The sequence below is a fragment of the Azospirillum sp. UENF 211521 genome (genome assembly GCF_058780535.1).
In genome coordinates this window covers 1,273,667-1,295,326 of sequence record NZ_JBSNCF010000001.1, presented here as the reverse complement: position 1 = coordinate 1,295,326, position 21,660 = coordinate 1,273,667, and the positions used below count along the sequence as shown (strand labels likewise).

The following is a 21,660-nucleotide window of genomic DNA, read 5'->3' as shown; positions in this document are numbered from 1 at the left end:
ATGCGCCATGTCCATGTGGCGTTTCTGGAGGGGACGAAGGTCCTGATCGTCCGGCGGCGCGAGGTCAGCACGTGGTGGGGGCGCAGCCCGGCGGAGCCGCGCGTCGTCGACGCCGCGGGCCAATGGGCGGTTCCCGGCGGCGGCTACGAGAGCGTCACCAGCCCGCTCGCAGCGCTCCAACGCCTGTTCCACGAGCAGACCGGCCTCGCTTTCCCCGACTCCCGCTCGGCGGAACCCTGGCGGCCCACCTCGCGGAGCTTCACGCTGTATTTCGTCCCGGTGACCGGGCTGGAGTCGCTGGCCTCGGCGATCACCCTGCGGGCCGCACAATCCGCCGTCACACCCGGACGCCCGGCGGGCGGCGCCATCGTGAACTGGGAGTTGGCCTCCGCCCACGTCGTGCCGCTCGCCAAGGTGGTCGCCCATCTGGGGGTGCGCCAGCCGGTCTCGCACGAGAATCAGCTCGCCATCACCCGACAGGCGATGCGCTCGCCCTCCTCCCAGTCGATCGAGCGCTACGCGACCATGGCCGCGATCATCGCCCTGCAGTGAGCCCGCCGCCGCGGTCTCAGCTTTTGCTGTCGCCAGGCGGGGTGCGGACGGCGGTGGCGGCGAGATACTGGGCCGCCGTGCGCAGCAGGAATTCCGCCACCGCCATGTCGCCCAGGTCGCGGTCGGGGCCGCCCAGCCGGTGGCGGCGGTCGGCGTCGATCAGGCCGGTGGCGATGACCTGGGCGGTCAGCCACGCCCGCTGCTCCTCGTCCGGCACCCCGGCCATGCGCTCCAGCATCGCGTTGCAGGCGTGGTCGATCGTCCCAAGGCCGGGGCGGTCGGACGACAGGTAGCTGGTCTCGTTGCGCGGCGCCGGCTCCCCGACGTAGGAACGGGCGAGCAGCGCCGTCTCCAGGGTCAGCCGGAAGGCCGTGCGGCGCGGTCGCCCCTTCCGCCGCAGGCGCAGCGCCATCATGGTGAAGAGCTGGGCCACCGCCTCCACCCGCTCCGGCGGCACCTCGTCGAGGATGTCGACGATCTCGGCGCTGACGGCGTTGCGCGGCGCCGACTCGCCGGGCCGCACCACCGCGGTGGCGAAAACGGCGATCAGGGTGCGCAGGGCGTCGGCCTGCTCCACGGGAGAGATGCGGCCGATCTGGGCGGGGTCGAACATGGGGGCGCTCCGCTCTGGCTGGGAGGAATCAACAACTCCTTCCAGACATGTTGGAACGCGGGGGACGGTCAGGAATCCCCCTCCTTCGGATCGATGGTCTCCGCCCGACGGCTGATCAGCTGGTAGAGCCCGAGCCCAAGCACCATGAAGACGATGACCATCAGGAGGATGGCGGGATACACCATGTCGCTCATCTGCGAGGTCCGCGCCTCGAACACCAGCACCAGCCCTTCCAGGCTGGCGGCGATGATGATGGTGGTCAGGAACTTGGTCAGGGTGCGCCGCGCCTCGTCGGCGTGGCGCAACTCGCGGTCGTGCTCCAGCTCCTCCTCATAGAGATACTTGGCGATCTCGAAGACGGCGATGGCCAGCACGATCATGCCGACGCCGTCCAGCAGCCCGTGCGTCGTCGCCTCGATGTCGAGGAGCAGAAGGCTGTGGAACACCGAATAGGCGGCCACGCCGATGAACACCAGGGCGAACAGCATCAACACGCCGGTCGCCAGGAAATACATGACCCGCGACGCCTTCCGGAATCCGTTCCCCACGATGCGCTTCCCTTTCCGACGCGAGAGCCTGTCCTGCGGCTGTCAACGCGTCGTCCCGGCTTTCGGACCGCAGCCTTGCGGGTCACCCCGGAAGGGAAGGTGGAACCGCAGGGCCGGCGGTGTGTTTGAATTTAGGCAGCACAGGGGATTGTGCCTCCTCGACAGGCTCCGCCGCGCTCCCTGAAGCGGCGGAGCCTTTCTTTTCCTGCCCCTTGTCTTCTCCCGCCCCTTGCGTCTATGGCTGCGGTGCCGGACCACGCCGACCACGGAACCGCCCCATGCCCGAGACGCCGCCCCCTTCCGCCGAGTCCCTGCACGCCCTGCTGGACCGTTATCTGCGTTGCCCGTCCGAGCCGCTGCGCGGCGAGTTGAACGCGGCGCTGACCGCCTTCCAGACGGCCTGGATACACGCCCGCGCCGGGCAGGATGCCCCGACGGCGCCCCCGCCCACCACCGCCGCACCCAAACGTGCCCCGGCGAAGCCGAAATTCCCGATCGCCGCCGCCGATCTGGCGGTGCTGGAAAAGATGGCCGAGGGCTGGGTCCCCACCGCGGCCGAGGTCCCCCGATGGGTCTGGTTCGAGAACCGGGAGTTGGTGACGATGGAGCCCAACCCCGCCGGAAGCGGGCCGGAGGTGATGCGTCTCGCCCCCGCCGGCTGGGCCGCGCTGGGCCGCCAGCCGGGCTGAGCAGCCGCCCATAAAAAGCGGGCAACAAAAAAAGGGAGGCCGGAGCCTCCCTTTTCTCACTTGGTGACCGGTTCCGGCTTACTTCGGAACCTTGCCCTGCACACCCTCGACGTACCAGTCCATCTTCAGGATCTGCTCGTCGGTGGCCTGCTTGCCCTCGGCGATCACGACCTTGCCGGACTGGTCCTTCACCGGGCCCTGGAAGGAGTGGCGCTTGCCTTCCATGATGTCGGTGCGGGTCTTCTCGGCCGCCGCGACGACGTCCGCCGGGAGAGCCGGGTTGTAGGGGGCCAGGAACAGCATGTGGTCCTTGAAGCCGCCCCAGGTGTCCTGCGACTTCCAGGAGCCGTCCAGCGCCGCCTTGACGCGGTTCACGTAATACTCGCGCCAGTCGTCGACGATGGCGGTCAGGTGCGCCTTCGGGCCGAAGCGGGTCATGTCCGACGACTGGCCGAACACCCACAGGCCGCGCTCCTGCGCGACCTGGATGGCCGCCGGGCTGTCGGTGTGCAACGAGATCACGTCGGCGCCCTGGTCGATCAGCGCCTTGGCGGCCTCGGCTTCCTTGCCGGGGTCGTACCAGCTGTTCACCCAGACGACGCGCACCTCGGCCTTCGGGTTCACCTCGCGCATGGCGATGGTGAAGGCGTTGATGCCGCTGACGACCTCGGGGATCGGGAAGGAGCCGATGTAGCCGATGATGTTCGACTTGGTCATCTGGCCGGCGATCTGGCCGATGACCGTGCGGGCCTCGTAGAAGCGCGCGGAATAGGTGGCGACGTTGGCCGAGCGCTTGTAGCCGGTGGCGTGCTCGAACTTCACGTCGGGATGGCGCTGCGCGACCTTCAGCGTCGGGTTCATGAAGCCGAAGGAGGTCGTGAAGATCAGCTTGTGGCCGGAGGAGGCCAGCTGCTCGATCACGCGCTCGGCGTCGGCGCCCTCGGGGACGTTCTCGACGAAGGTGGTGGTGACCTTGTCGCCCAGCTCCTTCTCCACGGCCAGACGGCCCTGGTCGTGCTGGTAGCTGTAGCCGTGGTCGCTGATCGGACCGACATAGACGAAGCCGACCTTCATCTTCTCCTGCGCGTCGGCCGCGCCGACGCCCAGCGCCAGCATGGCGGCGCCGGTGGCCAGACCCATCAGGGCCTTGCCCATGGTCCTTCTGTTCACGTGTTTGCTCCCTGATCCAATTGATTGAGCACGAACGTAAGACTTGCAGACATACCGGCGCCCGTCAGGCAAGGCCCGTCAGGCATCGGGATGGAAAACCTTCCCGAGGCTGGCCGGCGCGTTCAGCCGGATTCGGGCGACATCCCGTGAAATCACCACCAGAACGACGACGGTAGCCAGATAAGGCAGCATCGACAAGAGTTGTGACGGAATGTCGATTCCCAGCCCCTGGACGTGGAGCTGCGCGATGGTGACCCCGCCGAACAGCCAGGCGCCGAGCAGCACGCGGCCCGGCTTCCAGGTGGCGAAGACCACCAGCGCCAGCGCGATCCAGCCGCGCCCGGAGGAGATGCCCTCCGCCCACATCGGCGTGTAGTCCAGCGACAGAAAGGCCCCGCCCATGCCGCTCATCGCACCGCCGAACAGCACGGCGAGGAAGCGGATGCGGATGACCTTGTAGCCGAGCGCGTGGGCCGCCGCGTGGTTTTCGCCGACCGCGCGCAGGATCAGCCCCTTGCGCGTGGCGTAGAGGAACCAGTGCACCGCCGGCACCGCCGCCAGCGCCAGATAGACCAGCGCGTCCTGCCCGAACAGCGCCTTGCCGATCACCGGCAGGTCGGTCAGTCCGGGGATGTAGAGTTCCGGCACATCGGCGATGGGGATGCCGACGAAGCCCTGCCCGATCAGCGCCGACAGGCCGACGCCGAACAGCGTCAGCGCCAGTCCGGTCGCCACCTGATTGGCGAGCAGGAACAGGGTCAGCACGCCGAACAGCGCCGCCATGCCCGCCCCCGCCGCCGCACCGGCGACGAAGCCGAGCGTGGAGCTGCCGGTCTGCACCGCCACGGCGAAGCCGCAGACGGCGCCGACCAGCATCATGCCTTCCACACCCAGGTTCAGGACGCCGGACTTCTCCACCACCAGCTCGCCCAGTGCGGCGAACAGCAGCGGCGTGGCGGCGGCCAGCATGGCCGCCAGGATCGGGCCGATCAGGGCCAGTTCGGCGCTCATGCCGCGGCCCTCCCCACCCCGGACCCGGCAGCACCTTTCGCGCCGAAGCGCACGCGGTAACGGATCAGCACGTCGGTCGCCAGCAGGAAGAACAGCAGCATGCCCTGGAACACGCCGGTGATGGCCTTGGGCAGGCCGAGCGCGATCTGCGCCGCCTCGCCGCCGATGAAGGACAGCGCCATCAGGAAGCCGGCGAGCAGGATGCCCACCGGGTGCAGCCGCCCCAGGAAGGCGACGATGATGGCGGTGTAGCCGTAGCCGGGGGAGATGGTCGGGTTCATCTGGCCGATCGGTCCGGCAACCTCGCCCAGACCGGCCAGACCGGCCAGCGCGCCGGAAAGCAGCAGCGTCAGCCAGATGATCTTCTTCTGGTTGAAGCCGGCATAGCCCGCCGCCGTCGGGGTGAGGCCGATGACCTTGATCTGGAAGCCGATGAAGGTCCGCGCCATCAGGAACCAGCCCGCCGCTACCGCCAGCAGGGCGAACAGCGATCCCAGATGGACGCGCGTCCCGGCGACGAGCAGCGGCAGCACCGCGTCGGCCTCGAACAGGCGGGATTCCGGGAAGGCGAAGCCGTCGGGGTCGCGGTAGGGGCCGTGCATCAGGTAGTTCAGCAGATGCAGCGCCACGTAGTTCAGCATCAGGCTGGTCAGGATCTCGCTGGCGTTGAAGCGCACCCGCAGGAAGGCGGGAATCGCCGCCCACAGAGCACCGCCGGCCATGCCCGCGACGATCATCAGCGGCAGCAGCCACCAGCCGCCCTCGCCGTAGAAGGCCAGCGCCAGCCCGCCGCCGGTGATGGCGCCGAGCGTGAGCTGCCCCTCGGCTCCGATGTTCCAGACGTTGGCGCGGAAGCCGATGGCCAGCCCGATGGCGCAGAGCACCAGCGGGGTCGCCTTCACCGCCAGCTCGCCGAGGCCGCGCAGCGACATCAGCGGCGCGATGAAGAAGGCGTGCAGCGCCTTGACCGGGTCGAAGCCCATGGCCCAGAACAGCAGGAAGCCGCTGACGAGCGTGAGCGCGACCGCCAGCAGCGGCGTGGCGTAGACCATCGCGCGCGACGCCTCGCCGCGGGGTTCGAGACGGAGGAGGGTCATGAAAAGGCTCCGCCGAAAACATCCCCCTCTCCCCTCCGCTCACACGCAAACGAAGTTTGCGCTGACGCGGCAGGCGGACCGAAGGTCCGCCGGGAGCGGAGAGAGGGTTGGGGTGAGGGGGTTGCGCAGGGCGCGGCGTTCGGCAGAAGGGCATCCCCCTCACCCTTCCCTCTCCCCAGAGGGGAGAGGGTATGAAGCGTTGGTCCCATCACTCCTCATCCTCGTCGGGCGGGTGGTTGAACAGGCCGCCCATCAGCAGGCCGATCTCCTCCACGCTGGTGTGGTGGGTCGGGCGGCTCTCCGACAAATGGCCGTGGAACAGCACGGCGATGCGGTCGCTCAGCACGAACAGCTCATCCAGGTCCTGGCTGATGACCAGGACGGCAGCGCCGGACCGGGCGAGGTCGATCAGCGCCCGGTGGATCGCCGCCGCAGCCCCCGCGTCCACGCCCCAGGTCGGCTGGCCGACCACCAGCAGGCGCGGCTTCTGCAGGATTTCGCGGCCGATAATGAATTTCTGAAGGTTGCCGCCCGACAGCGAGCGCGCCTCCGCCCGGTGGCCATGGGTGACCACGTTGAAGGCGCCGATGATCCGCTCGGCGTAGGAGCGGGCACGCCCGAAATGGACCAGCCCGCTGCGCACCAGCGGCTCGCGGGCGTAGCCGGAGAGCAGCGCGTTCTCCGACAGGCTCAGCTCCGGCACGGCGCCGCGGCCCAGCCGCTCCTCCGGCACGAAAGCAAGGCCGAGCAGGCGCCGCTCGCGCGGGCCGAGATGGCCGGCCGGCCGGCCCTCGATGGCGACCGAGGCGGGGTCGGGCACCAGAGCCTCGCCGCTCAGCGCGGCCATCAGCTCCGCTTGGCCGTTGCCGGCCACACCGGCGATTCCCATGATCTCGCCGGCCCGCACCTCGAAGGACACGTCCTTCAGGTTGGTGGCGAAGGGGTTGTCGGACGTCGTGGAGAGATGCCGCACCTGCAGTTTCGCCGCCCCGGCCTCGCCCTGCGGCAGCCGCTCCGGGGTCGACAACTCGGTGCCGATCATCATCTCGGCAAGGCTGCGCGCCGTTTCCTTCCGCGGATCGCAGCTTCCCACGACGCGCCCGCCGCGCAGCACGGTGGCGGTGTCGCAGAGCGCGCGGATCTCTTCCAGCTTGTGGCTGATGTAGAGGATCGTGCAGCCCTCCGCCGCCAGCCGGCGCAACGTCTCGAACAGTCGGGTCGCCTCCTGCGGCGTCAGGACCGAGGTCGGCTCGTCCATGATCAGCAGCTTGGGGTCCTGGAGCAGGCAGCGCACGATCTCCACCCGCTGCCGCTCGCCGACCGACAGGTTGTGGACGTGGCGGCGCGGGTCCAGCGACAGGCCGTAGCGTTCCGACACCTCGGCGATGCGCGCCGACAGCGCGTCCATCGGGCCGGGCTGATCCAGGCCGAGCGAGATGTTCTCGGCGACCGTCAGCGTGTCGAACAGGGAGAAATGCTGGAACACCATGCCGATGCCCAGCCGGCGGGCGCCCGCCGGGTCGGAGATGTGCGTGTCCTGCCCGTTCCATTGGATCCGGCCGGCGTCGGCGTGCAGCACGCCGTAGATGATCTTCACCAGCGTCGACTTGCCGGCGCCGTTCTCGCCCAGCAGCGCGTGGATCTCGCCCGGACGGAGGACGAGATCGACCTGATCGTTCGCCAGACAGCCCGGAAAGCGCTTGGTGATGCCGCGCAGTTCGAGCCGGTGCGGTGGGGATGACACGGATGGGGAATCCAAGGAGGCGAACCGGGTAGGGGTGAAGTCGGCAGGGCATTGCCAAAGCCATGCCACTTTCGGAGAGTCTTGCCCGTCAAGGCTGTTCGCCGTCAACAGGGGAAGCGATTGCCCAGCCTGCGGTCATTCGCCCCGTTTCGGGCGCCTGTCGCAGCCCAACAAAGCGGCAGATGACCCAACAAATCAGCAGTTGCTTCGCACACGGACAGATGCCACGCCGCCGCACGGTTGACAAGAGGCCGCCGTCGTCCTCAGCTATGGGAAGGGCCGCCATTTCCGGCGGCCTTTGCTTATGGAGCTTTTGGAATGAACCGCAAGTCGATGCTCGGCGATCCGCCGCCGATCCGAATCACCCCCCATGACCTTGGGCGTCTCGACGTCCTTCTCGCCCATCTCAGCCAGCCCGCCGGCGTCATCGACTTCCTCCAGCGCGAGGTCGACCGCGCCGATGTCGCGGATTATTCCGACGACGGCGGAATGCCCTTCGTCCGGCTCGGCAGCCGGGTCACCTTCGCGGACGACCGGGGCACGCGGCACACCGCCACACTCATCACACCGGACGAAGCGGCCCGGCGCCAGGACGGCATCTCGATCCTGACCCCGGTGGGCGCCGCCCTGCTCGGCCTGTCCGAGGGGCAATCCATCGCCTACGGCACGCTCGACGGCCGCACCAAGTCGGTGCAGGTCCTGCGGATCGAACCTCCGGCCGGCTGACCGCCCACCTGAAGGTCCATCGACCACGGCTTGCACCGTGGCGCGTCCGCGGAAAAGGCGGACGCGCCATGCAAGGGCACAGACCTCGCCACCCTTGCCTCCCCTGCCCCCTTCGCCCAACTATCGGGGACTTGAACGGGACATTCGGAGCAAGGGCATGACGGCGGAACAGGCGGGCTACGCGATCCTGGAGGACCGGGGCGTCATCGCGGTCGCGGGCGAGGACCGGGCGGCCTTCCTGCAAGGGCTGGTGTCCAACGACGTGCGCCGCGTCGCCGCGGACCGCGCCGTCTACGCCCTCTTCCTGACCCCGCAGGGCAAGTTCCTGCACGATTTCCGCATCGCCGAATCGGACGGTGCCCTTCTGCTCGACCCCGAGACGGACCGGCGCGAGGAATTCCTGCGCCGCCTGAAGATGTACAAGCTGCGCTCCAAGATCACGCTGGAGGACCGCGCCGGCGCCATGCTGGCCGTCGTCCTGTTCGGCGGCGACGCGCTTACGCGGCTGGGTTTGCCGGAGGAGGCCGGTGCGGCGGTGCCCTTCGCGGGCGGCGTCGCCTTCACCGACCCGCGTCTGCCGGCGCTGGGCGCCCGCGCCTTCCTGCCGCGCGAGAGCGCCGCGGCGGCGCTGGAGGCGGCGGGCTTCGTTCCGCGCGGCGCGGAGGACTACGACCGGCTGCGCCTGTCGCTCGGCGTTCCGGAGGGCAGCCGCGACCTCACGCCCGACAAGGCGCTGCCGCTGGAGAATGATCTGGACGACCTCAACGCCATCTCCTGGGACAAGGGCTGCTACATGGGGCAGGAGTTGACCGCCCGCACCAAGTACCGTGCCCTGATCAGGAAGAAGCTGTTCCCGGTGACGCTGGACGGCCCCCTGCCCGCTCCCGGCACGCCGGTGACGCTCGACGGCAAGGAGATCGGCGAGATCCGCAGCGGCCATGGCTCGACGGCGCTCGCCTTGTTGCGGCTGGAAGACCTCACCCGTGCGGGGCAAGACGGATTGGTCTTGACAGCCGGAGAGGCCACAGTCACGCCGGCAAAGCCAGTCTGGGCAAGCTTTTGAGTTCTTCGTGACTTTTATTCCCGAAACTTGGACGGACTAGCCGAAAGATTTTTTCGATTTTCCGCGTGACCATTCCCACCGAGGCCCTGTTGTCGATCTGCCTTACCGAGACAAACCAAGGCACTCGACAGAAACGCCGAAACACGGAGAGGAGTGAGTTATGCGTAGGGAAATCATCGCGGCTGCGTCCGTCCTGGCGCTGATGACCGGCACGGCGATGGCGCAGACCACGTCGCCGACCACCGGCAGCCCCACCACCGGCGCCCCGACCGCGACCGAGATGAACAAGAGCGGCAGCGCCACCACCGGCAGCGCCGCGGGCCTGACCGGCGGCACGCTCGCCAGCGCCGAGAACATGATGGGCAAGAACGTCTACGGCACCGACAACGAGAAGGTCGGCGAGGTCGAGGACATCATCCTCGACAGCAACGGCCAGGCCCGCCAGCTCGTGATCTCCTCGGGCGGCTTCCTCGGCATCGGCGAGAAGCAGATCGCCGTGGACATCGGCAACGCCAACTGGGACGCCCAGCAGGAGCGCGTCCAGCTCTCGGGCATGACCCGTGATCAGGTGAAGGAGATGCCGGAGTTCGAGTATTCCGACACCACCACCTCGCTGAACCGCAACAAGGACAAGGCCGGCGACACGGTGAACGGCGCGGCGAGCCGCTCCTCCACCGGGACCTCCGGCACCATGACCGCTCCGGGCGGCGCCACCGGCACCCCGCCGGCCGCTCCGTCGGGCACCGGCCAGTAATCGCCGGTCCGGTCATGAAAAGCCCCCGCGGCCAAGCGCCGCGGGGGCTTTTCCCTGTTCGGAGTCGTGCTTACGGACGCGCGACGTGCCAGACGTTGTTCACCCCATCGCCGGTGGTGTCGCCCGGCTTGCCGTCCTTCGCCCAGCCGTAGAGCGGCTTGCCCTTGTAGGCCCACTGCATGGTGCCGTCGTCGCGGGTGACGACCGAGTAGTCGCCCATCGCCTTGGCGCCCGCCGGAGCCATCAGCGGCGGCCAGTTGGTGGCGCACTGCCCGTTGCAGGCGGACTTGCCGCCCGCATCGCGGTCGAAGACATACAGCGTCATGCCCTTGCTGTCGGTCAGCACGGGGCCGCCGGCCGACTGGCCGGTCTTTGCGGGCATGGTGCCCTGTGCAAAGGCGGAAGGCGCCACGAGACCGAGCGCGAGTGCGGTGGCCGCAGCGGCAACAAAACGGGTGAAGCGGTGCATGGACGGAACCTCCCTGTCGTGACGGGGCGGGCGATTTGACCCGGCCCTCACTGACAGGACGCCCACCGCGCCGCTTTATTCCGTCCCCACCCGAAGGATGATCAGGCCCGCAGCAGATCGACGAAGCGGCGGCAGGCGGCGATGTCCACGCGCAGGGCGGCGCGGCGCTTGGTCGCTTCCGGGTCCTCACCCCAGGCTTCGATCTGGAAGGTCTCATCGAGCTGCGACACCGCGAAGGCCTCCTCGGCGTCGATGTGCCCCTCGACCAGCGCCAGAGCGACGATCAGCGAGCCGCAGGAGCCGGTCGCGGTCTGGAGCGCCGACAGCGTCCAGTCGTCGTAGGCCTCCACCGCGTTGCGCAGGGCGCGCAGCGCCTCGGGCGGCTGCGGCTTCGGCATCAGCCCGGCGTTGACGTGCAGCGGCGCGTCGTAGCGCAGCGTCGCCCAGTCGAGCAGCGGCTGCCAGCGCTGCGCCTGCAACTCCACCAACTTCCGGGGATGCTCCGCGCGGTAGCAAAGCAGGTCCGTCTCCGCATAGGCGGCCACGCCGTCCACGATGACGACGCGGCCCTTGCCGATCAGGTCCACCGCCGTGCTGGCGAGCTGCATCAGCGGCATGCTGTCCGGGGCGATGTCCTCGGGCTGCGCGTCCCATTCGGCGGCGACGGCCTGGGCCAGCGGCCAGCTCGCGAAGACCAGCGGCGCCTTGGCCGGGCTGCGGATCGGGCGGTTGTCCAGGCGCACCTCGAAGCCGCCGCCGGCGGCCTCGTCGACGGAGGCGGTCTTGTAGAAGCGCTTCATCGGGGTCCTTCGAAGTCTCTCTTAACGGTGCAACAGGTCCAGCACGGCGCCGGCCACCGCGCGCCCGCGGTGGACGATGCGGTCGGCCCCGGCGGCCTCCAACTCGGCCACCGCGTGATAGCCCCAGGAGACGCCGACCGACGCGACCCGCGCGTTGCGGGCCATCCGAATGTCGTAGGTGGTGTCGCCGATCACAACCGTCCGCGCCGCCTCCACCCCGGTTTCGGCCAGGGCGCGGTAGACCATGTCGGGGTGCGGCTTGCCGGGACCGACGTCGCTGGTCTGGAGAGTGACGAAGCGCTCCGTCAGCCCATGGTGGGCCAGCACGGCGTCCAGCCCGCGCCGCGACTTGCCGGTCGCCACGCCGAGCAGAACGCCCTCCGCCTCCAGCGCGTCCAGCGTGTCGCGCAGGCCGGGGAACAGCGGCTCGTGCAGGTCGCCGCGGTGGCGCAGCGCCGCGAAGGCGTCCTTGTAGCTTTCCGCCACGGCCACATGACGGTCGGTGTCCAGGTCCGGCAACAGTTGCGACACCGCCTGCACCAGCGGCAGGCCGACCATGCGGCGCACCTCCAGCGGGTCCGGCTCGCCCAGCCCGTGGGCGGCCCAGGCGGTGGTCATGGCGTCGATGATGGCGAACTGGCTGTCCACCAGCGTGCCGTCGCAATCGAACAGGGCCAGCCGCAGGGGACGGGCATTCTCTGAGCTGCTCACGGGCATCGCCTCCGGGACGCGGGTCGTACCGGACTTATGCGGCCCATACCGGCAAAGCGCAACTCACTTCGCCGGCTGCGACACCGAAGGGCGCCAATGGAGCAGATGGACCGCGCCGCCCAGCAGCAGCCCCCAGAAGGCCGAGCCCACCCCGGCGAAGGACAGTCCGGAGGCGGTGACCAGCATGGTGACCAGCGCGGCCGTGCGGTTCGCCTCCACCTGCACGGCGCCCAACAAGGCGGCGCCGAAGGCCCCGACCAGGGCCAACCCGGCCACCGCCTCGATCAGGATCGGCGGGGAACGGGTGACCATCACCGCCGTCACCCCGGCCAGCCCGGCGAACAGGATGTAGCCGATGCCGCCGACGAAGGCGGCCTGCCAGCGCCGCGCCGGATTGGGGTCGGCGTCCGGGCTGGCGCAGAGCGCCGCGGTGATCGCCGCGAGGTTGATGGTGGGGGCGCCGCCCAGCGCCGTCAGGGCGGAGGCCGCCCCCGTCGCCAGAAAGATCGGACGGGTCGGCGGCGTGTAGTTGTAGGTCGCCAGAACGGCGAGGCCGGGAATGTTCTGCGACGCCATGGTGACGACGAACAGCGGCAGGGCGATGCCGACCATTGCTTCCCAGGTGAACACCGGCTGGACGAAAGTCACGCCCGGCCACAGCGCGCCGGACAGCGCCGCCCCGCCGGCCAAACCGCCGGATGAGTCGAGCGCCATCGCCCCCAGCGCCACCGCCACCGCGGCGGGCACGGCGTAGAGCCGCGCCACCCGCCCCACCACCGCCCAGGTCGCCAGCACCAGCAGCGCCATTCCCGGCGCCTGCGACACCGCCAGGAAGGGGGCCAGACACAGCTTCAGCAGGATGCCGGCCAGCATGCCGTTGGCCAGCGGCTTGGGAATCGCCGCGATCCAGCGGCCCAGCGGCGACCACAGCCCGGCCAGGACGATCAGCACGCCGGTCGCCACGAAGGCCCCCACCGCGGCGGGGAACCCACCCTCCACCGCGCCGGTGGCGGCGAGCAGGGCCATGCCCGGCGTCGTCCAGGCGATGCTGATCGGCTTGCGCCGGTGCAGGCTGAGGCCCATCGCCGTCAGACCCATGGCGAAGCCCAGCAGGACGAGGCCCGACACCACCTGCTCCGTGCTGGCGCCCACGGCGGTCAGGCCATGGATGACCACCGCCACCGAACTGGCGTAGCCGACCAGGGCCGCCAGCAGGCCGGCGCCGACCGCGCGCAGGGAAAGCCCCGTCGAAAGGCCCGTCGCCGGGACGGTGTCGGAAGAGGACATGGCTTGGGACCCTCCATCGGGCGTGCGGGACGATGAGACTGGTGATAGATTGGATCCAATATCCTGGCAAGGGGAGATCACGCATGGCGGTCAACGACGGGCTGTCGCGCCTCGTGGCGCGGGCGCAGCCGCGCCACCGCACCACCACGGAATTCGTGGAGGCGACGCTGCGCGAGGCGATCCTGACCGGGGTCATCGCGCCGGGCACGCCGCTGCGGCAGGAGGAACTGGCGGAGACCTTCGGGGTCAGCCGCATGCCGGTGCGCGAAGCGCTGCGCCAGCTGGAGGCGCGGGCGCTGGCCGAGTTCCACCCGCACCGCGGCGCGGTCGTCGCGGAAATCTCGGCGGCGGACGGCGCCGACATCGGGGCGATCCGCATGGCGCTGGAACCGATGGCGCTGCGCCTGTCGCTGCCCGGCCTGACGGCGGCGGACCTCGATCAGGCGGAGGAGCTGATCGCGGAGATGGATGGAGAGGCCGATCCCGGCCGCATGGGAGAGCTGAACCGGCGCTTCCACATGACGCTCTACGCGCGGGCCGGGCGGCCCCGGCTGCTGGCGCTGACGGAGCAGCATCTGCTGGCCGCCGACCGCTACCTGCGCTTCCAATTCGCGGCGCTGGGCTATCGGCCGCGGTCGCAGGACGAGCATCGCGCGCTGCTCGCGGCCTGCCGGGCGGGAGACGCGGACACGGCCTGCCGGCTCGTCACCGACCATGTCGGGCAGGCGGCGGAGCAGCTTACGGCGTTTCTGGAGGGGCGCGAGGCGGGGTGAGGCCCCCGCCTTCACTCTACCCCCTCGAACGGGTCGCCCTTCAGGCTGGCGCTGAAGCCCAGATATTTCCAGGTCGTCAGCATGTGGTCGGGCAGCGGCGCCGTCACGTCGATCATCCGGTTGCCGCCGCGCGGGTGCGGCAGGATCAGGCGGCGGGCGTGCAGGTGCAGCTTCTTCTGAATCTCGGCGCCCGGAAGATGGGCACCCTGGCCGGCATACTTGCCGTCGCCCAGGATCGGCGTGCCGATGGCATTCATGTGGACGCGGAGCTGGTGGGTGCGCCCCGTGCGCGGCCACATGGCGACGAAGGCCGCCTGCTTGCCCAGGTTTTCCAGCACCGAGTAGTAGGTGACGGCACGCTTGCCGTCGTCCTCGTCGCCGGCCACCCGCTCGCCCTGCGGCCCGCCTTCCTTGGCCAGCGCGAGGTCGATCTTGCCCTGGTAGGGCTTCGGAACGCCGACCGTGGCGGCCCAGTAGATCTTGCGCACGTCGCGGCCGCGGAACTGCTCGGTCAGCTTGGACGCCGCGAAGGTGTTGCGCGCCAGCAGCAGGACGCCCGAGGTGTCCTTGTCCAGCCGGTGGACCAGCTTGGGCCGCTCCTTCGCGTCGAAGCGCAGGGCGTCCAGCATGGCGTCGAGATGCTTGGTGGTGTTGGTGCCGCCCTGGACGGCGAGGCCCGCCGGCTTGTTCAGCGCGATGACGTCGCCGTCCTTGAAGAGAACCAGCGCCTGGAGCGCCGCGATGTCCTTGTCCGACATGGCCGGCTTCTTCGGCGCGGGGGCCGGGGCGGCGCCCTCCGGCTTGGCCCAGTCGGCCAGCGGCGGGATGCGGATGGACTGGCCGGCGGCGAGCCGGGTCGAGGTCTCCGCCCGCTTGCCGTCCACGCGGACCTGGCCGGTGCGCAGCAGCTTCTGCAGATAGCCGTGCCCCACGTCGGGGAAATGGCGCTTGAACCAGCGGTCGAGGCGGACGTCGGCCTCGTCGGACGTCACGGTCCGGGTTTCCACGCTGGGGGACTTGTTCTCACTCATCAAACGGGCACCGAAACAAGAGAACGCACGACCGCGAGGCCGGCAAAGAAACCCGCGATGGTCAGCACCATCGAGGCCAGGATGTAACCCGCCGCCGCCGACAGGGCGTTCCGCTCCACCAGCAGCCCGACGTCGAGCGTGAAGGAGGAGAAGGTCGTGAATCCCCCCAGCACCCCGACCATCAGCAGCGCCCGCAGCTCCGGCGAGGGCGACCACACCAGCGCGGCCAGCTCCGCCAGCGCGCCCATGGTGAAGCAGCCCACGGCGTTCACGATCAGCGTCCCGTAGGGAAACTGCGTGCCCAGCCAATGGCCGACCGCCGTCATCAGCAGATAGCGCGCCATGGAACCGACAGCGCCGCCGACGGCGACCGCGGCGAGCGTGGACGGTGATGCGATCACGGAACCTCCGGAACGGACGGGACGACGGGCATCCCGCGCGGATTAGAGCCAGAAATACGGCGGTTTGTCACGCGCCGGGCGCGGCGTCCCCGCCATCCCGCTCGCCCACGCCGAAGATCCAGCCCTCCTGCCGCCGCGCCCGCGCGTCCATGGCCGGCGGACTCCACACCGCCTCCCGCCCGGCCAGCCGGCGCAGCCCCGCCGCGGAGACCAGCGCGTCCGCGTCATGGTCGCTCACCGGCCCGGACAGGCCGGCGGGCGGCGCGCCGAGGGCGGCCAGCGCGGCGTCGACCGCCGCCCCGTCGCGGATCTTGCGCAGCCCGAAGCCGGCGCGGATGAGGAACAGGCGCGGGTAGATCTCGCAGAAGACGGTATGGCCCGGCCCCGGCGCGTCGAAGGGCCAGACCGCCACCTGGTCCGGCGCCGCCCGCTTCAGCGCGCGCAGCATCCGCATCCCGGCCAGCCCGCCCTTCCCCACCTGCTTGGCGCCGATCAACTTGTAGGGGCTCTGCGGGCTGCCGTAGCCGTCGGCGCGGCACACCCGCTCGGTCAGCCGGTGCGGGTCGCGGTACCAGTCCGGCTGCGTCCCGGCGCGCCAGAAATCGGCGCCGTAGTCCGGGTGCGCCGCGAAGCCGCCCCCGGCGAAGTCCGGCTCCGCCCCGGCCACCGCTTCCACCCGGTCCCACAGGTCGAAGGCTGTCACCGCGTCGGGGTCGGGGAAATAGCGCCGAGCCACGTCGAAGGGCAGCGAGAAGGCGCAATCGATCCCAACCAGCGCCGGCCCCCGCTCCAGCCCGTCAAGCAGCCAGTCGAACACGGCGGTGCGCGACCATTGCCGCTCCGTGGGCGCGACGGTCCGCGGCGGCCCTTCCACGCCGCATTCGGCGACCGCGACGCCGGCGTAGCGCTTGCCGGCGGCGCCCGACCAGTCGATGGCGATGAAGCGTGAGAACGCCGGAACCGCGTCATCCGTCGTCATGAGCACGCTTCTCCCGCCATTTCACGAACCCTGATTCCGAGCGTCCGGATTTCAACACGCGGGAATTGCATACGGACCCTCCAATGACCATTCGCTCAATCTCAGGTCTTCTCACCGCCCTCCTCGTCTTCACCGCCGCCCCGGCCCGAAGCGATCCGTGCCTGGACATCCCAAGCGTCCTGCGCTCCGCCGAGCCCGCGCTCAACACGGCGTTCGGCGGGCGCCTCACCCGGCACATCTTCGGCGCGCCGCCGCTGCCGAACGCCGTGCAGGAGGTCGGCATGCCTCTTTTCGCGGATCTCTGGGCGTGGCGGGCGGCGTGGAACGCGGTGACCGGCCATCCGGGCGAGGTCCTGTGCGGCGAGGAGCTTGGCGGCACCCAGTTCGGCAAGACGCTGAGCGTGCGGGTCCCCGCGCTGTGGTGCGGGGAAACGGATGATACCGGCCGCTGCACCGACGCCAAACCCTTCACCAGCGCCACCGTGACCTACGTGTTCGAACGCGCCGGCCCGCCGCACGCCCCGGTCTGGATCCTCGGAGTCGCCTACCCGAAGCCGTGATGCGCCCTATTCGTCCCCGTCAGCGGCCTTGCGGTCGCGCAGGCGCGCCCAGTAGTCCTGGCGCTTCTTGATCTCGCGCTCGAATCCGCGCTCGACCGGCTGGTAGAAGGCGCGTCGCGCCATGCCCTCCGGGAAGTAGTTCTGGCCGGAGAAGCCGTCCGCCGTGTCGTGGTCGTACTCGTAGCCCTTGCCGTAGCCAATCTGCTTCATCAGCTTGGTCGGGGCGTTCAGGATGTGCTTGGGCGGCATCAGGCTGCCGGTTTCCTTGGCGGCGCGCACCGCGCTCTTGTAGGCGGTGTAGCCGGCGTTCGACTTCGGCGCCGTCCCCAGATAGATCACCAGTTGCGCGATGGCCAATTCCCCCTCCGGGCTGCCCAGCCGCTCGTAGGCCTCCCAGGCGGCGGTGGCCTGGGCGAGCGCGTTGGGGTCGGCCATGCCGATGTCCTCCACCGCGAAGCGGGTCAGCCGGCGGGCGATGTAGCGCGGGTCCTCCCCGCCCTCCAGCATGCGGGCGTACCAGTAGAGCGCCGCGTCGGTGTCCGACCCGCGCAGCGACTTGTGCAGCGCGCTGATGAGGTTGTAATGCCCCTCCTGCGCCTTGTCGTAGAGCGGGGCGCGGCGCTGGATGGCGGTGGCGAGCGCGTTGTTGTCGAGACGCGCGCCGTCCTCCGGCACCGGCAGGGCGAACAGCTCCTCACAGAGATTCAGGCAGAAGCGCCCGTCGCCGTCGGCCATCGCCTTCAGCGCGGCCCGCGCGTCCGGCGTCAGCGGCAGCGGACGGCCCATCTCCGCCTCGGCCCGTGTCAGCAGCTTTTCCAGCGCCGCGTCGTCGAGCCGGTTCAGCACGAAGACCTGGGCGCGCGACAGAAGCGCCGCGTTCAGCTCGAAGGACGGATTCTCGGTGGTGGCGCCGACCAGCGTGACGGTGCCGTCCTCCACATAGGGCAGGAAGCCGTCCTGCTGGGAGCGGTTGAAGCGGTGGATCTCGTCGATGAACAGCAGCGTGCCCTGCCCGGCCGCACGCCGCGCCCGGGCGGCGTCGAAGACCTTGCGCAGGTCGGCCACGCCGGAGAAGACCGCCGACAGCGGCTCGAAATGCAGGTCGGTGGACAGGGCGAGCAGCCGCGCGATGGTCGTCTTGCCGCAGCCGGGCGGCCCCCACAGGATCATGGAGGCCAGCCGGCGCGCGGCGACCATGCGGCCCAGCGGGCCGTCGGGCTTCAGCAGATGCTCCTGACCGACCACCTCGCCCAGGCTGCGCGGGCGCAGCCGGTCGGCCAGCGGGCGGGGGGCGCCCGCCTCGAACAGGCCGCCGGTGGCTCCGGAGTCGCCGCGTTTGCTCATCGCCGATCCACCGATCGCACCGGACCGGTCACTGGTTGGTGGGCGCGCCGCAGCGCTGGTAGCACATGCGCAGCGAATGCTGGCAGTTGTCGGTCGGCGAGAAGATGCCGCCGCGGTCCGGACGGTCGAGCCCGCTCTGCGCGCGCGCGGCGACCGAGTCCATGCAGGAGTTGTTGCTGCGCTCACACTGGGAGCGGCAGGAATCGTCGCTGCCGACGCCGCCGTCGAGGCGAAGCGACGGATCTTCGACCCCGCGGGCCGGGCGCGAGGACGCCGGTGCCCCGGCGGGAGCCGTTGTGGGGACCGTGGTGGAGGCCGCCGGAGCACCGCCCACGGCGGCGCCGGACGAACGCCCCGGCGCGTCCGCGCAGGCGGCGAGCGCAACCAGGGCGAGGGCCAGCACCGGCCCCAGAATGAGTTTCGGACGGAACATCGCGGCTTTGACTCCCATTGTTCTTGCGTGACCCCGGACGTTGGCGGATGGTCCCCCGGATTGGACCATGCCGCGGGCTCGGCGCCCACTATGCCGGGAACGCAAGCGATAAGGGAATGCCTCAAATGAGTCCCAACAATCCCGGCCCGTCGCCGCGCCGCCGGACATCGACCACCGTCTTCGTGGCGCTGCTGATCGGCGGGCTGCTGCTGCTCATCGTGCGCATGCTCTCCATGCCCACCGTCAGCGCCGGCGAGGTCGTCCTGCCCCTGCTGGCCGGCATCGCCATGGCGCTGGCCATCGGCGTGATGGTCATGCGCGACCGCCGCGAGCGCAACGCCCTGCCCCCGTCGGAGCGCAACCGCCAGGACCGCGGGATGCCCGATTGATGTTTGCCGGGAAGTAAAGGTGACGCGCGGGGCCGGGCCCCGCGCCGCTCACACGAACTTGAAGCTGAGCAATCCGCCGATGATGATGACCAGCAGAACGGTCGTCACCAGCATCAGCCGCTTCTCGATGATGTCGCGCACCTGCGGCCCGTAGAAATGCAGCAGGATCGCGATCATGTAGAATCGCGAGAATCGTGCGACGATCGAGCACAGGATGAACACCGTCAGGTCGAGGTGCGCGAATCCCGCGGTGATCGTCAGCAATTTGTAGGGAATGGGCGTGATGCCCTTGAGGATCAGGAACCAGGGACCGAATTCGGCGAACATGTCCTGAAAGCGCTGGAATGACTCCTGCGCGTTGTAGAGGTCGATGATCAGCCGTCCGATGCTCTCGAACAGGTAGAACCCGACCGCGTAGCCGAACATCCCGCCGATCAGCGAGGCCAGCGCGCAAATGTTGGTGTAGCGCCAGAGCTTCTTGGGCTCCGCCAGACACATCGGCACCAGCATGATGTCGGGCGGCAGAGGGAAGAAGGAGCTTTCCGCGAAGGAGACGGCGGACATCCACCAGACGGCGTCCTTGCGGGCGGAGAGCTTGAGAATCCGGTTGTAGAGAGGTTTCAGCATACCGCGCGCGCGGCGCCCTCCCGAAGTGACGGAACCCGAAAACCGGAAACCCTCCCTCCGGGGATGAACCCGAAGGGAGGGCCGGTCGGTCACCTATATCGTCGTCCGGCGCCCAGGGGCAACGGCGGCGACAAGATTTCACGAACGCTCAACCGTGGGCTCAGCCCTCGGCCTCGACCTCGTCCTTGATCTCCACCGGGCCCGAATCCTGGCCCTTGGCGGCGACGTCGCGGTCGACCAGCTCGATCACGCCCATGGCGGCGGCGTCGCCGTAGCGGAAGCCGGCCTTCAGGACGCGGCTGTAGCCACCCTGACGGTCCTTGTAGCGGTCGGCCAGAACGGTGAACAGCTTGGTCACCATCGCGTCGTCACGCAGCTGCGCGAAGGCGAGACGGCGGTTGGCGAGGCCACCCTTCTTGCCGAGCGTGATCAGACGCTCGACGATCGGGCGCAGATCCTTGGCCTTCGGCAGGGTCGTCTTGATCTGCTCGTGCTTGATCAGCGCATTCGCCATGTTCGAGAACATGGCCTTGCGGTGGCTGGTGGTCTTGCTGAACTTACGTCCGGAAACGCCGTGACGCATGACGGTCCTCCTTCATGGCGTGGCCCCCCTCGGGGAGCCGGTGGTGAACCCGACCGCCCAGTCGTTAGAGCTGGTACGGCGCGGGGCGGGCCGGTTGGTGGCCCTGGGAACGAATGCCCCCTCCCCGGCACTCCCCCGCTCGCGCGGGAGAGGGAGCTTGTCCCCTCCCTCGCCGAAGGCGGGGGAGGGTCAGGGAGGGGGCAATGGAACGTGCGAGACTTAGTACGGCTCTTCCAGACGCTTGGCCAGCTCTTCGATGTTCTCGGGCGGCCAGTTCGGGATTTCCATACCGAGGTGCAGACCCATCTGGGCCAGCACTTCCTTGATCTCGTTCAGCGACTTGCGGCCGAAGTTCGGCGTGCGGAGCATCTCCGCCTCCGTCTTCTGCACCAGATCGCCGATGTAGACGATGTTGTCGTTCTTGAGGCAGTTGGCCGAACGGACCGACAGTTCCAGCTCGTCCACCTTGCGGAGCAGGTTCTTGTTGAACGGAACCTCCTCGTGCTTCTCCTCGGCGACCGCGTGGGTCGGCTCCTCGAAGTTGATGAACAGCTGCAGCTGGTCCTGGAGGATGCGGGCGGCGAGCGCCACCGCGTCGTCCGGCTTCACGGCGCCGTTGGTCTCGACGACCATCGACAGGCGGTCATAGTCGGTGACCTGCCCGACGCGGGCGTTGTCGACCTTGTAGGAGATCTTGCGGACCGGCGAGAACAGCGCGTCGACCGGGATCAGGCCGATCGGGGCGTCTTCCGGACGGTTCTGGCTGGCCGGGACGTAGCCCTTGCCGGTCTCGACCGTCAGTTCCATGTTCAGGCGCGCGCCGTTGTCCAGCGTGCAGATCACGAGGTCCGGGTCCATCACCTGGATGTCCGCGCCGGTCTCGATCATGCCGGCCTTCACCTCGCCGGGGCCTTCGGCGCGCAGGCGCATGCGCTTCGGGCCGTCGCCGCCCATGCGCAGACCCATCGACTTGATGTTGAGGACGATGTCGGTCACGTCCTCGCGCACGCCGGGGATCGACGAGAACTCGTGCAGCACGCCGTCGATGTGGATCGCCGTGACGGCCGCACCCTGCAGCGAGGAGAGCAGCACGCGGCGCAGCGCGTTGCCGAGCGTCAGACCGAAGCCACGCTCCAGCGGCTCGGCCACGACGGTCGCCGTGCGGTCGGCGTCGTCACCGGGCTGGATGTCCAGCTTGTTCGGCTTGATCAGTTCCTGCCAGTTCTTCTGAAGAGCCACGGTATTACCTCATGCCATCGGGGTGGACACACGTCCGCGGGGACCGGCCGTTCCCATCCGATGGCGC

26 protein-coding genes are annotated in these 21,660 nt (G+C 69.5%); 8 read left to right on the top strand and 18 right to left on the bottom strand.

Going from position 1 to position 21,660, the window contains the following annotated elements:
• Positions 1–552, top strand: a complete 552-nt coding sequence (locus ACWPN5_RS06025; protein ID WP_145684781.1) for an NUDIX domain-containing protein — start codon at positions 1–3, stop codon at positions 550–552.
• 16 nt (positions 553–568) lie between these two features.
• On the opposite strand, the gene ACWPN5_RS06020 is transcribed toward ACWPN5_RS06025, so the two are convergent.
• Together ACWPN5_RS06020 and ACWPN5_RS06015 are read right to left on the bottom strand one after the other, a co-directional pair.
• Positions 569–1,165 carry a hypothetical protein gene (locus ACWPN5_RS06020; protein WP_145684779.1) on the bottom strand — a complete coding sequence of 199 codons (597 nt, stop codon included), beginning with the start codon at positions 1,163–1,165 and terminating at the stop codon, positions 569–571.
• Between the two features lie 68 nt (positions 1,166–1,233).
• Positions 1,234–1,713: a hypothetical protein gene (locus tag ACWPN5_RS06015; protein WP_145684777.1), complete on the bottom strand. Its 480-nt coding sequence runs from the start codon at positions 1,711–1,713 to the stop codon at positions 1,234–1,236.
• 278 nt (positions 1,714–1,991) lie between these two features.
• Between ACWPN5_RS06015 and ACWPN5_RS06010 the strand changes: the two genes are divergently transcribed.
• Complete coding sequence (locus tag ACWPN5_RS06010) at positions 1,992–2,402, top strand: hypothetical protein (protein ID WP_200476644.1); 411 nt, start codon at positions 1,992–1,994, stop codon at positions 2,400–2,402.
• Between the two features lie 78 nt (positions 2,403–2,480).
• On the opposite strand, the gene ACWPN5_RS06005 is transcribed toward ACWPN5_RS06010, so the two are convergent.
• The 4 genes from ACWPN5_RS06005 to ACWPN5_RS05990 all read right to left on the bottom strand — a co-directional run bounded on the left by ACWPN5_RS06005 (position 2,481) and on the right by ACWPN5_RS05990 (position 7,424).
• A complete protein-coding gene (locus ACWPN5_RS06005; RefSeq protein WP_137115912.1) occupies positions 2,481–3,557 on the bottom strand; it encodes a BMP family ABC transporter substrate-binding protein in 1,077 nt (358 codons plus the stop codon).
• A 93-nt stretch (positions 3,558–3,650) separates the two neighbouring features.
• The gene (locus ACWPN5_RS06000; RefSeq protein WP_145678264.1) at positions 3,651–4,583 is read right to left on the bottom strand and encodes an ABC transporter permease; all 933 of its coding nucleotides are present in this window, start codon (positions 4,581–4,583) and stop codon (positions 3,651–3,653) included.
• The gene (locus tag ACWPN5_RS05995) at positions 4,580–5,680 is read right to left on the bottom strand and encodes an ABC transporter permease (protein ID WP_038528467.1); all 1,101 of its coding nucleotides are present in this window, start codon (positions 5,678–5,680) and stop codon (positions 4,580–4,582) included. Before ACWPN5_RS05995 ends, ACWPN5_RS06000 begins: the two co-directional genes overlap by 4 nt.
• A 208-nt stretch (positions 5,681–5,888) precedes the next feature.
• Positions 5,889–7,424, bottom strand: a complete 1,536-nt coding sequence (locus ACWPN5_RS05990; RefSeq protein WP_492294804.1) for an ABC transporter ATP-binding protein — start codon at positions 7,422–7,424, stop codon at positions 5,889–5,891.
• Positions 7,425–7,742: 318 nt separating this feature from the next.
• Here ACWPN5_RS05990 and ACWPN5_RS05985 point away from each other — a divergent pair, with 318 nt between their 5' ends.
• The 3 genes from ACWPN5_RS05985 to ACWPN5_RS05975 all read left to right on the top strand — a co-directional run bounded on the left by ACWPN5_RS05985 (position 7,743) and on the right by ACWPN5_RS05975 (position 9,967).
• The gene (locus ACWPN5_RS05985; protein ID WP_145678267.1) at positions 7,743–8,150 is read left to right on the top strand and encodes a GreA/GreB family elongation factor; all 408 of its coding nucleotides are present in this window, start codon (positions 7,743–7,745) and stop codon (positions 8,148–8,150) included.
• A gap of 157 nt (positions 8,151–8,307) precedes the next feature.
• Positions 8,308–9,213: a CAF17-like 4Fe-4S cluster assembly/insertion protein YgfZ gene (gene ygfZ / locus ACWPN5_RS05980; protein ID WP_492294802.1), complete on the top strand. Its 906-nt coding sequence runs from the start codon at positions 8,308–8,310 to the stop codon at positions 9,211–9,213.
• Between the two features lie 160 nt (positions 9,214–9,373).
• Complete coding sequence (locus ACWPN5_RS05975) at positions 9,374–9,967, top strand: PRC-barrel domain-containing protein (RefSeq protein WP_145678269.1); 594 nt, start codon at positions 9,374–9,376, stop codon at positions 9,965–9,967.
• Between the two features lie 70 nt (positions 9,968–10,037).
• Here the strand turns inward: ACWPN5_RS05975 and ACWPN5_RS05970 are convergent, their stop codons facing one another.
• From ACWPN5_RS05970 to ACWPN5_RS05955, 4 genes are all read right to left on the bottom strand, one after another.
• Positions 10,038–10,436 (bottom strand): COG4315 family predicted lipoprotein, encoded by a 399-nt coding sequence (locus tag ACWPN5_RS05970; protein WP_492294799.1) that lies wholly within the window; start codon positions 10,434–10,436, stop codon positions 10,038–10,040.
• 101 nt (positions 10,437–10,537) lie between these two features.
• Positions 10,538–11,236, bottom strand: a complete 699-nt coding sequence (locus tag ACWPN5_RS05965; protein ID WP_492294797.1) for an ATP12 family chaperone protein — start codon at positions 11,234–11,236, stop codon at positions 10,538–10,540.
• 21 nt (positions 11,237–11,257) lie between these two features.
• Positions 11,258–11,953, bottom strand: coding sequence for an HAD-IA family hydrolase (locus ACWPN5_RS05960; RefSeq protein WP_200476639.1), 696 nt, complete (start codon positions 11,951–11,953; stop codon positions 11,258–11,260).
• A 57-nt stretch (positions 11,954–12,010) separates the two neighbouring features.
• A complete protein-coding gene (locus ACWPN5_RS05955) occupies positions 12,011–13,234 on the bottom strand; it encodes a benzoate/H(+) symporter BenE family transporter (protein ID WP_492294794.1) in 1,224 nt (407 codons plus the stop codon).
• An 83-nt stretch (positions 13,235–13,317) separates the two neighbouring features.
• Here ACWPN5_RS05955 and ACWPN5_RS05950 point away from each other — a divergent pair, with 83 nt between their 5' ends.
• Complete coding sequence (locus tag ACWPN5_RS05950) at positions 13,318–14,007, top strand: GntR family transcriptional regulator (protein WP_349595303.1); 690 nt, start codon at positions 13,318–13,320, stop codon at positions 14,005–14,007.
• Between the two features lie 11 nt (positions 14,008–14,018).
• Here the strand turns inward: ACWPN5_RS05950 and ACWPN5_RS05945 are convergent, their stop codons facing one another.
• The 3 genes from ACWPN5_RS05945 to ACWPN5_RS05935 form a co-directional block, all read right to left on the bottom strand.
• Entirely contained in the window at positions 14,019–15,038 is a 1,020-nt protein-coding gene (locus ACWPN5_RS05945; RefSeq protein WP_492294791.1) for an RluA family pseudouridine synthase, read from the bottom strand.
• Positions 15,038–15,439, bottom strand: coding sequence for a fluoride efflux transporter CrcB (gene crcB / locus ACWPN5_RS05940; protein ID WP_492294789.1), 402 nt, complete (start codon positions 15,437–15,439; stop codon positions 15,038–15,040). Before crcB ends, ACWPN5_RS05945 begins: the two co-directional genes overlap by 1 nt.
• Positions 15,440–15,506: 67 nt before the next feature.
• Positions 15,507–16,418, bottom strand: a complete 912-nt coding sequence (locus ACWPN5_RS05935) for a hypothetical protein (protein ID WP_492294787.1) — start codon at positions 16,416–16,418, stop codon at positions 15,507–15,509.
• Between the two features lie 83 nt (positions 16,419–16,501).
• Here ACWPN5_RS05935 and ACWPN5_RS05930 point away from each other — a divergent pair, with 83 nt between their 5' ends.
• Complete coding sequence (locus ACWPN5_RS05930; protein ID WP_492294785.1) at positions 16,502–16,978, top strand: hypothetical protein; 477 nt, start codon at positions 16,502–16,504, stop codon at positions 16,976–16,978.
• A gap of 6 nt (positions 16,979–16,984) precedes the next feature.
• Here ACWPN5_RS05930 and ACWPN5_RS05925 read toward each other — a convergent pair whose 3' ends face one another.
• Positions 16,985–18,322 (bottom strand): replication-associated recombination protein A, encoded by a 1,338-nt coding sequence (locus ACWPN5_RS05925; RefSeq protein ID WP_492294783.1) that lies wholly within the window; start codon positions 18,320–18,322, stop codon positions 16,985–16,987.
• Between the two features lie 28 nt (positions 18,323–18,350).
• The gene (locus ACWPN5_RS05920) at positions 18,351–18,755 is read right to left on the bottom strand and encodes a hypothetical protein (RefSeq protein ID WP_492294781.1); all 405 of its coding nucleotides are present in this window, start codon (positions 18,753–18,755) and stop codon (positions 18,351–18,353) included.
• Between the two features lie 125 nt (positions 18,756–18,880).
• Between ACWPN5_RS05920 and ACWPN5_RS05915 the strand changes: the two genes are divergently transcribed.
• Positions 18,881–19,144 (top strand): hypothetical protein, encoded by a 264-nt coding sequence (locus tag ACWPN5_RS05915; protein ID WP_145684712.1) that lies wholly within the window; start codon positions 18,881–18,883, stop codon positions 19,142–19,144.
• 48 nt (positions 19,145–19,192) lie between these two features.
• On the opposite strand, the gene ACWPN5_RS05910 is transcribed toward ACWPN5_RS05915, so the two are convergent.
• The 3 genes from ACWPN5_RS05910 to ACWPN5_RS05900 form a co-directional block, all read right to left on the bottom strand.
• Complete coding sequence (locus tag ACWPN5_RS05910; RefSeq protein WP_109071710.1) at positions 19,193–19,771, bottom strand: YqaA family protein; 579 nt, start codon at positions 19,769–19,771, stop codon at positions 19,193–19,195.
• 160 nt (positions 19,772–19,931) lie between these two features.
• Entirely contained in the window at positions 19,932–20,354 is a 423-nt protein-coding gene (gene rplQ / locus ACWPN5_RS05905; RefSeq protein ID WP_094304321.1) for a 50S ribosomal protein L17, read from the bottom strand.
• 219 nt (positions 20,355–20,573) lie between these two features.
• Complete coding sequence (locus tag ACWPN5_RS05900; RefSeq protein ID WP_014240055.1) at positions 20,574–21,593, bottom strand: DNA-directed RNA polymerase subunit alpha; 1,020 nt, start codon at positions 21,591–21,593, stop codon at positions 20,574–20,576.
• Positions 21,594–21,660: the final 67 nt, after the last annotated feature.

Bases quoted from the DNA above. Each gene is read 5' to 3' on its own strand.
- ACWPN5_RS05965 (WP_492294797.1), bottom strand. From the start codon at position 11,236: ATGAAGCGCTTCTACAAGACCGCCTCCGTCGACGAGGCCGCCGGCGGC.
- ACWPN5_RS06025 (WP_145684781.1), top strand. From the start codon at position 1: ATGCGCCATGTCCATGTGGCGTTTCTGGAGGGGACGAAGGTCCTGATC.
- ACWPN5_RS05955 (WP_492294794.1), bottom strand. From the start codon at position 13,234: ATGTCCTCTTCCGACACCGTCCCGGCGACGGGCCTTTCGACGGGGCTT.
- ACWPN5_RS05970 (WP_492294799.1), bottom strand. From the start codon at position 10,436: ATGCACCGCTTCACCCGTTTTGTTGCCGCTGCGGCCACCGCACTCGCG.
- ACWPN5_RS05960 (WP_200476639.1), bottom strand. From the start codon at position 11,953: ATGCCCGTGAGCAGCTCAGAGAATGCCCGTCCCCTGCGGCTGGCCCTG.
- ACWPN5_RS05985 (WP_145678267.1), top strand. From the start codon at position 7,743: ATGAACCGCAAGTCGATGCTCGGCGATCCGCCGCCGATCCGAATCACC.
- ACWPN5_RS06020 (WP_145684779.1), bottom strand. From the start codon at position 1,165: ATGTTCGACCCCGCCCAGATCGGCCGCATCTCTCCCGTGGAGCAGGCC.
- ACWPN5_RS05930 (WP_492294785.1), top strand. From the start codon at position 16,502: ATGACCATTCGCTCAATCTCAGGTCTTCTCACCGCCCTCCTCGTCTTC.
- ACWPN5_RS05995 (WP_038528467.1), bottom strand. From the start codon at position 5,680: ATGACCCTCCTCCGTCTCGAACCCCGCGGCGAGGCGTCGCGCGCGATG.
- ygfZ (WP_492294802.1), top strand. From the start codon at position 8,308: ATGACGGCGGAACAGGCGGGCTACGCGATCCTGGAGGACCGGGGCGTC.
- ACWPN5_RS05945 (WP_492294791.1), bottom strand. From the start codon at position 15,038: ATGAGTGAGAACAAGTCCCCCAGCGTGGAAACCCGGACCGTGACGTCC.
- rplQ (WP_094304321.1), bottom strand. From the start codon at position 20,354: ATGCGTCACGGCGTTTCCGGACGTAAGTTCAGCAAGACCACCAGCCAC.
- ACWPN5_RS05950 (WP_349595303.1), top strand. From the start codon at position 13,318: ATGGCGGTCAACGACGGGCTGTCGCGCCTCGTGGCGCGGGCGCAGCCG.
- ACWPN5_RS05935 (WP_492294787.1), bottom strand. From the start codon at position 16,418: ATGACGACGGATGACGCGGTTCCGGCGTTCTCACGCTTCATCGCCATC.
- ACWPN5_RS05910 (WP_109071710.1), bottom strand. From the start codon at position 19,771: ATGCTGAAACCTCTCTACAACCGGATTCTCAAGCTCTCCGCCCGCAAG.
- ACWPN5_RS05975 (WP_145678269.1), top strand. From the start codon at position 9,374: ATGCGTAGGGAAATCATCGCGGCTGCGTCCGTCCTGGCGCTGATGACC.
- ACWPN5_RS05920 (WP_492294781.1), bottom strand. From the start codon at position 18,755: ATGTTCCGTCCGAAACTCATTCTGGGGCCGGTGCTGGCCCTCGCCCTG.
- ACWPN5_RS05915 (WP_145684712.1), top strand. From the start codon at position 18,881: ATGAGTCCCAACAATCCCGGCCCGTCGCCGCGCCGCCGGACATCGACC.
- ACWPN5_RS06010 (WP_200476644.1), top strand. From the start codon at position 1,992: ATGCCCGAGACGCCGCCCCCTTCCGCCGAGTCCCTGCACGCCCTGCTG.
- ACWPN5_RS05925 (WP_492294783.1), bottom strand. From the start codon at position 18,322: ATGAGCAAACGCGGCGACTCCGGAGCCACCGGCGGCCTGTTCGAGGCG.
- ACWPN5_RS06000 (WP_145678264.1), bottom strand. From the start codon at position 4,583: ATGAGCGCCGAACTGGCCCTGATCGGCCCGATCCTGGCGGCCATGCTG.
- ACWPN5_RS06005 (WP_137115912.1), bottom strand. From the start codon at position 3,557: ATGGGCAAGGCCCTGATGGGTCTGGCCACCGGCGCCGCCATGCTGGCG.